Origin of the sequence: Marimonas arenosa (assembly GCF_030848945.1) — a bacterium.
GTDB lineage: Bacteria > Pseudomonadota > Alphaproteobacteria > Rhodobacterales > Rhodobacteraceae > Marimonas > Marimonas arenosa.
The window spans coordinates 1-228 of sequence record NZ_JANHAX010000025.1 but is presented as its reverse complement, the minus strand read 5'-3'; the positions used below and the strand labels follow the sequence as shown (position 1 = coordinate 228).

Genomic DNA, 228 nt, shown 5'->3' with positions numbered 1-228 from the left:
ACATATTCATTAGGAATCCGTTAAAAAAGGTTTTGAAGTAATTATGACTCACTACGGCGGCATTATTTATGTGTAAAGCTGGTTTAGATTTAAACATAAAAGCTCCATAAATCATAATAATAAAACCTCCAATTTTGAATAAGGATGGATGCGTTTCGATATAGGTTGCTAAATCTTTAGCTCCATAATAAGCCACCGCAATGCATACAATATCAGAAGCAATCACAC

The 228-nt window shown here is 32.9% G+C and carries 1 protein-coding gene; it reads right to left on the bottom strand.

The annotated features are described in order from the left end of the window. A partial coding sequence (locus NO357_RS21330) for a hypothetical protein (RefSeq protein ID WP_306737782.1) occupies positions 1-228 on the bottom strand: 228 nt, incomplete at both ends.